This is a genomic window from Nocardia sp. NPDC004722 (assembly GCF_053601505.1).
The window spans coordinates 1-5,519 of sequence record NZ_JBSGBY010000571.1 but is presented as its reverse complement, the minus strand read 5'-3'; the positions used below and the strand labels follow the sequence as shown (position 1 = coordinate 5,519).

Genomic DNA, 5,519 nt, shown 5'->3' with positions numbered 1-5,519 from the left:
ATTCGACCTGGCCGCCGGACCATCCGAACACCAGTCGCGCTCCGCCCTTGCCGAGCAGTTCGACCCCGGCCCGGGCGACCTCGCCGCCGACGCCGTCGAACAACACAGTGGCGGGTCGCTCCCCGTAGCGGGCGCGCACCGCCTCCGGCCATGCCGGGTCGCGGTAGTCCAGCGCCAGATCCGCGCCGTTCTCGTACACCTGATCCGCCTTGGCCTTCCCACCTGCGAGCCCGATGACCGTCGCGCCCGCCGCCACCAGGTACTGCACCAGCAGCGTCCCGATCCCGCCCGCCGCCGACGGCACCAGCGCCACCGTGTCCGGACCGATGTCGGCGAACCCCAGAATGCCCAGGGCGGTGCGCCCGGTGCCGATCATGGCCACGGCCGTGCCGTCGTCGAGTCCATCCGGAATCTCGTGCAGCCGTTCGGCTTCGGTCACCACCAACTCGGCATACCCGCCGGGCGCCTGCCCGATATGGGCGACCACCCGCCGTCCGATCCAGCGTCGCTCGACCCCCGGCCCCACCCGGTCGACCGTCCCCGACACCTCACGCCCCGGGATGGTGGGCAACTCCGGCAACGGCATCGGCCCGCCCACGATCCCTTGCCGCAGTGCGGTATCGAGCAGATGAACCCCTGCCGCCGCGACGACGATGCGCACCTGCCCGGGCCCTGGCTCCGGATCCGCGACGCTCTCGTAGCGGAGGTTCTCCGCCGCTCCGAACTCGTGAAGTCGAATGGCTCGCACGACAACTCCTCTGTCTGGGGATTCCGTCCGACCCACCTTGCAACCTCAATAATGGTTGAGGTCAAATCCCCGTTGCCGCGTACCATTCGTGGGACAGCAATCGGGCATTTCCGGCCCGTTGCCGGCCATGGGGGTGGGCGGTGCAAATCACCGAGTACAGCGTGTTCGGGTTGCGGTCGGCGATCATCGAGTTGCGCGCGCGGGGAAAGCCACTGACGTTCCGGCTGTTTCCGATGATCCACATCGGACAGCCCGAGTTCTATCGCGACGTGGGGGAGCGGCTGCGCGAGTGCGACCTGATCGTCGCTGAGGGCTGGGACATGCCCAGCTCGACCGGCATGGCGATCCTGTACGCCATGCGGCTCACCTTCCAGCGGGCCGCGTGGCAGCTGGCGAACCAGAACATCGACTACGAGGCACTGGGGATACCCGTCCTGTGGCCCGACGCGCAGTCGGATCACAGTCGTCAGGAGCGGCTCGACCTGCTGTCGTACCTGGACCTCGTGCTGATGATTCCGTTCTACGTGGTGGTCATGGCGCTCGGCGGCCGAGGTTGGCTGTTGCGCAACCGATTCGAGATCAGCGACAACTCCGAGATCCGGATGCGCTCCCGCCGCATGACCGAGTTCGCGATCGATGAGCGCGACGCCGACCTGGTGGCGACCCTGTCCCGGGTGTACGAGGAACGTCATGATCGGCGGGAGGTGGTGGCCGTCGTCTACGGGGCGGCGCACATGCCCGCGGTGATCAACGCCCTCAACGCGCGCTTCGGCTACCGGGCGGTCGGCGCGGAGTGGATGACGGTTTTCGAGGAGGCCGACCTGCACCGCGCGGTCGGCTAGCCGGTGCGGATTCCGGTGTCCGCTCGGCGCATGGCCGCCGCGTCGTCGCGTTCTCGCATGGCGGGCATGGCATTCCAGCGTTCGTGGAGGCGGGCGAGGGTGTCGCGGTCCAACTCCACGCCGAGGCCGGGCTTTTCGGGCACGTCGAGCGCACCGGCGGTGAATACGAAGCGCTCGGTCAGGACATCCTCGGACTGCCACGGGTAGTGGGTATCGCAGGCGTAGCCCAGATCCGGGACGGTGGCGGCCACATGGGTCATAGCGGCCAGGCTGATGCCCAGGTGCGTATTGCTGTGCATCGACAGGCCCTTGCCGTAGGCGCGGCAGACGGCGGCGAGGTCGCGGGTGGCCAGCAGGCCGCCCCAGAAGTGGTGATCCGACAGCACGATCTGCACGGCGTTCAGGTCGAAGGCGGGTTTCACCTCGGCCAGGGAGGTGACGATCATATTGGTGGCCAAGGGGATTCCGCTGCGCCGGTGCACCTCGGCCATGTCCTCGACCGTCGCGGTGGGATCCTCGAGGTATTCGACGACGCCGGTGAGTTCCTCGGCCACGCGCAGCGCGGTCTCGAGCGACCAGCCGCCATTGGGGTCCAGTCGCAGCGGGGCGCCGGGGAAGGCCCGTGCGAGGGCCTTGATCGCGGCGATCTCCTCGTCCGGCGCGAAGACGCCGCCCTTGAGCTTGAACGAGCGGAAACCGCCCTGCACCAGGAACTTCCGGGCCAGCGCCACGATGCCGTCGGGATCGAGCGCGGGGCCCCAGGGATCGGCCGGGATGTCGCCGCCAGGGTGCTCGGCCCACTTGTAGAACAGGTAGCCCGAATACTCCACCCGGTCACGGACTTTGCCGCCGAGCAGGGTGTGCACGGGTACGCCGAGGTGTTTGCCCAGGGCGTCGAATGCGGCGACCTCGAACGCCGACACCACCGACAGCCGTACCTTGTCGGTGGTCAGCGCGCCGCGCAGCCCGCTGGCGGCCGGTGCGGCGTCGATGAGCGTGCTCTCGGTGCGACCGAGCCCGCCGATGGTGGTGATGGCACCCACCGGCAGACCGATCAGGTCCCGCGCCAGTTCGCGAGCCCGGGCCAGATACGCACTGTCTCCGTAGGTTTCGCCGAGACCGACGACTCCGCCGTCGGTGATCAGCTCGACGATCAGCCGTGGCGTGTACGGCTGGTGCACGCCGGAGAGATTCAGCAGTGGCGGGTCGGAGATGAGGATGGGGGTGAGCCGAACGTCGGTGATCACGGGGAGGGCGGTGGTCATGGCTGCGGAGTCCTGTCGGATTGCCGGATCGTTGGGGCGTCAGCGTTTACCGTCGACGCGGCGAGGCAGTCGCCACGGATTGGCTTCCCGCAGCGGGGCGGGCAGCAGCGTGTCGGGGAAGTCCTGCCAGGCGACCGGCCGCAGGAAGCGCTCGATCGCGGCGGCGCCCATCGAGGTGAACTGCGGGGCGGTCGTGGCCGGATAGGGTCCGCCGTGCTGCTGCGCCCACGACAGCGTGATACCGGTGGGCCAGCCGTTCCACAGCAGCCGTCCGGCCAGCCGGGTCAGCAGCGGTAGCAGCGCTCGGACCTGTTCGTGTTCGGATTCCTCCGCGTGCACGGTGGCGGTGAGACCGGGCTCGAGCGCGTTGAGCACGGCGCGCAGTTCTTCCTCGCCGTCGTATTCGATGATTAGGGACTCCGGGCCGAAGCATTCCCGGTCCAAAAGCTCACGGTCGGTGAGGAAGTCACGAGCTTGGACGCGCAGGAGAGTGGGCCGGAAACCGGAGTCGCCGCCCGGCTCGAAGTCCGGTGCGGCCAGTCGCGCAACGCCTGCCTGCTCGCCCAGTGCCGTGACTCCGGCCCGGTAACCGGCCGCGATACGGTCGTTGAGCATCCGCTGTTCGGGCACTGCCGAAACGGCATCCACGAGGTCCTGCTCGAGCCCGTGCGCGACCGGTAACAGCAGCAATCCGGGTTTGGTGCAGAACTGTCCGGCTCCGAGAGTGAAGGATCCGACGAATCCCTGAGCGATGTCCTTGCCGCGCGCGGCCACCGCACCCGCGGTCACCACCACGGGATTGAGGCTGCCGAGCTCGCCGTAGAAGGGAATCGGTCGGGGCCGGGCGTTGGCGATATCGAACAGGGCGCGTCCGCCGGGCACCGAACCGGTGAAGGCGGCGGCCTGGATGTCCGGATGCCGCAGTGCGGTCGTCCCCGCGTCGATGCCGTAGATGTTCTCGAACACGCCCTCGGGCGCACCGGCGGCGGCCAGCGCCGCGACCAGTACGTCACGGGTGCGGGCGGACAGCTCCGGATGTCCGGGATGCGCTTTCACGATGACCGGGCAACCCGCGGCCAGCGCGGCGGCGGTGTCGTGCCCGGCCACACTGAGCGCGAACGGGAAATTCCCGGCGGTGAACACCAGCACCGGTCCGAGCGGCACCACCGTGCGCCGGATATCCGGGCGGGGTCCCATCGGCCAGGACGGGTCGGCGTGATCGATGGTGGCGCGCAGGAATTCGCCGTCGGTGAGCACCTCGGCGAACAGACGCAGCTGAAAGACGGTGCGCGCCAGCTCCGATCGCAATCGGGGTTGTTCGGGCAGGTGAGTTTCCGCGACGGCCAGCGCGATCAGCTCGTCACCGGCTCGCTCGATGCCGTCGGCCGCGGCGTGCAGCCACCCGGCGCGCTGTGCCGGGGTGGATTCCGCCAGGTGTTCCGCGGCCCGCACCGCCGTCGCGATGATGCCGTCGATTCGTTCGAGGGGCGTATCCGCGATCATCGGTTCCTCCACAACACAGAATTGAGGGATTGCTTCGTCAGCGGCCGGGCACTCATGACCGGACCTCGAATTCGGCGACGGTCCACGCGCGAGCCTGCTCGCTGAGCGTCGCACCCAGTCCCGGCCGCCCGGACAGGTGCATGCGCCCGTCGCGGATCTCGAGCCGCTCCTCGAAGAGCGGATCGAACCATTCGAAATGCTCCACCCACGGTTCCAGCGGGTACGCGGCGGCCAGGTGCACGTGCACCTCCCGCACGAAATGCGGTGCCAGCTGTAGTTGTTCGCGGTGCGCGTGCGCCATCACGTCGAGGAAGCGGGTGATGCCGCCGACCCGGGGTGCGTCCGGCTGCACGATATCGATGCCCGCCCTGATCAACTCGGCGTGCTCGGCGACACTGGTCAGCATCTCACCGGTGGCGATCGGGGTGTCGAAGGTCTGCGCCAGCCGCGCGTGCCCGGCGAAATCGTAAGCGTCCAAGGGCTCTTCGATCCACGTCAGCCGCAACGGTTCGAGGGCGCGGCACATGCGTTGCGCGGTCGGCCGATCCCACTGCTGGTTCGCGTCCACCATGAGCGGCACGTGCTCGCCGATCTTCTCGCGCACGGCCGCGACCCGCGCCAGATCCACCCCGTGGTCCGGATGCCCGACCTTGATCTTGATGCCGCCGAGGCCCGACTCCAGCGCGGCCGCCGCCCGATCCAGCACCTCCTCGATCGGGGCGTGCAGGAATCCACCGGAGGTGTTGTAGCAGCGCACCGAATCCCGATGCGCGCCCAGCAGTTTGGCCAGCGGCAGCCCCGCCCGCTTGGCCTTGAGATCCCACAACGCTACATCGAAGGCGGCGATCGCCTGCACCGACAGACCGCTGCGGCCGACCGACGCGCCCGCCCACATCAGCGTGTCCCACAGTCGCGCGATATCGCTGGGATCCTCGCCGAGCAGCAGCGGCGCGAGCTCCCGGGCGTGCGCGAACTGGCCCGGACCGCCGGCGCGTTTGGAATAGCCGATCCCGAGGCCCTCGAGCCCCGCGGCCGTGGTGATCTCGGCGAACAGCACCGCCACCTCGGTCATCGGCCGCTGCCGACCGGTGAGCACCTTCGCGTCGCTGATGCCGCCCGGCAGCGGCAGCGTCACCGGGGTGCGGATCTCCTCGGTGACGC

General features: G+C 69.1%; 5 protein-coding genes. 1 reads left to right on the top strand and 4 read right to left on the bottom strand.

Annotation, left to right across the window (positions count from 1 at the left end):
* On the bottom strand, nt 1-748 hold a 748-nt coding region (locus tag ACWELQ_RS36800), incomplete at its 3' end, for a zinc-binding dehydrogenase (protein WP_452401635.1).
* Nucleotides 749-888: 140 nt separating this feature from the next.
* Here ACWELQ_RS36800 and ACWELQ_RS36795 point away from each other — a divergent pair.
* Nucleotides 889-1,590 (top strand): hypothetical protein, encoded by a 702-nt coding sequence (locus ACWELQ_RS36795; RefSeq protein WP_452401634.1) that lies wholly within the window; start codon nt 889-891, stop codon nt 1,588-1,590.
* On the opposite strand, the gene ACWELQ_RS36790 is transcribed toward ACWELQ_RS36795, so the two are convergent.
* The 3 genes from ACWELQ_RS36790 to ACWELQ_RS36780 are packed head-to-tail and all read right to left on the bottom strand — an operon-like array spanning nt 1,587 to nt 5,493.
* Nucleotides 1,587-2,855: a glucarate dehydratase family protein gene (locus tag ACWELQ_RS36790; protein WP_452401633.1), complete on the bottom strand. Its 1,269-nt coding sequence runs from the start codon at nt 2,853-2,855 to the stop codon at nt 1,587-1,589. The two genes, ACWELQ_RS36795 and ACWELQ_RS36790, sit on opposite strands and share 4 nt — an antisense overlap.
* Nucleotides 2,856-2,894: 39 nt before the next feature.
* Nucleotides 2,895-4,358 (bottom strand): aldehyde dehydrogenase (NADP(+)), encoded by a 1,464-nt coding sequence (locus tag ACWELQ_RS36785; protein ID WP_452401632.1) that lies wholly within the window; start codon nt 4,356-4,358, stop codon nt 2,895-2,897.
* A 52-nt stretch (nt 4,359-4,410) separates the two neighbouring features.
* Nucleotides 4,411-5,493: an L-talarate/galactarate dehydratase gene (locus tag ACWELQ_RS36780; RefSeq protein WP_452401636.1), complete on the bottom strand. Its 1,083-nt coding sequence runs from the start codon at nt 5,491-5,493 to the stop codon at nt 4,411-4,413.
* Nucleotides 5,494-5,519: the final 26 nt, after the last annotated feature.

Excerpts from the sequence above, each read along its gene's own strand:
- ACWELQ_RS36790 (WP_452401633.1), bottom strand. The coding sequence starts at position 2,855 with ATGACCACCGCCCTCCCCGTGATCACCGACGTTCGGCTCACCCCCATC.
- ACWELQ_RS36785 (WP_452401632.1), bottom strand. The coding sequence starts at position 4,358 with ATGATCGCGGATACGCCCCTCGAACGAATCGACGGCATCATCGCGACG.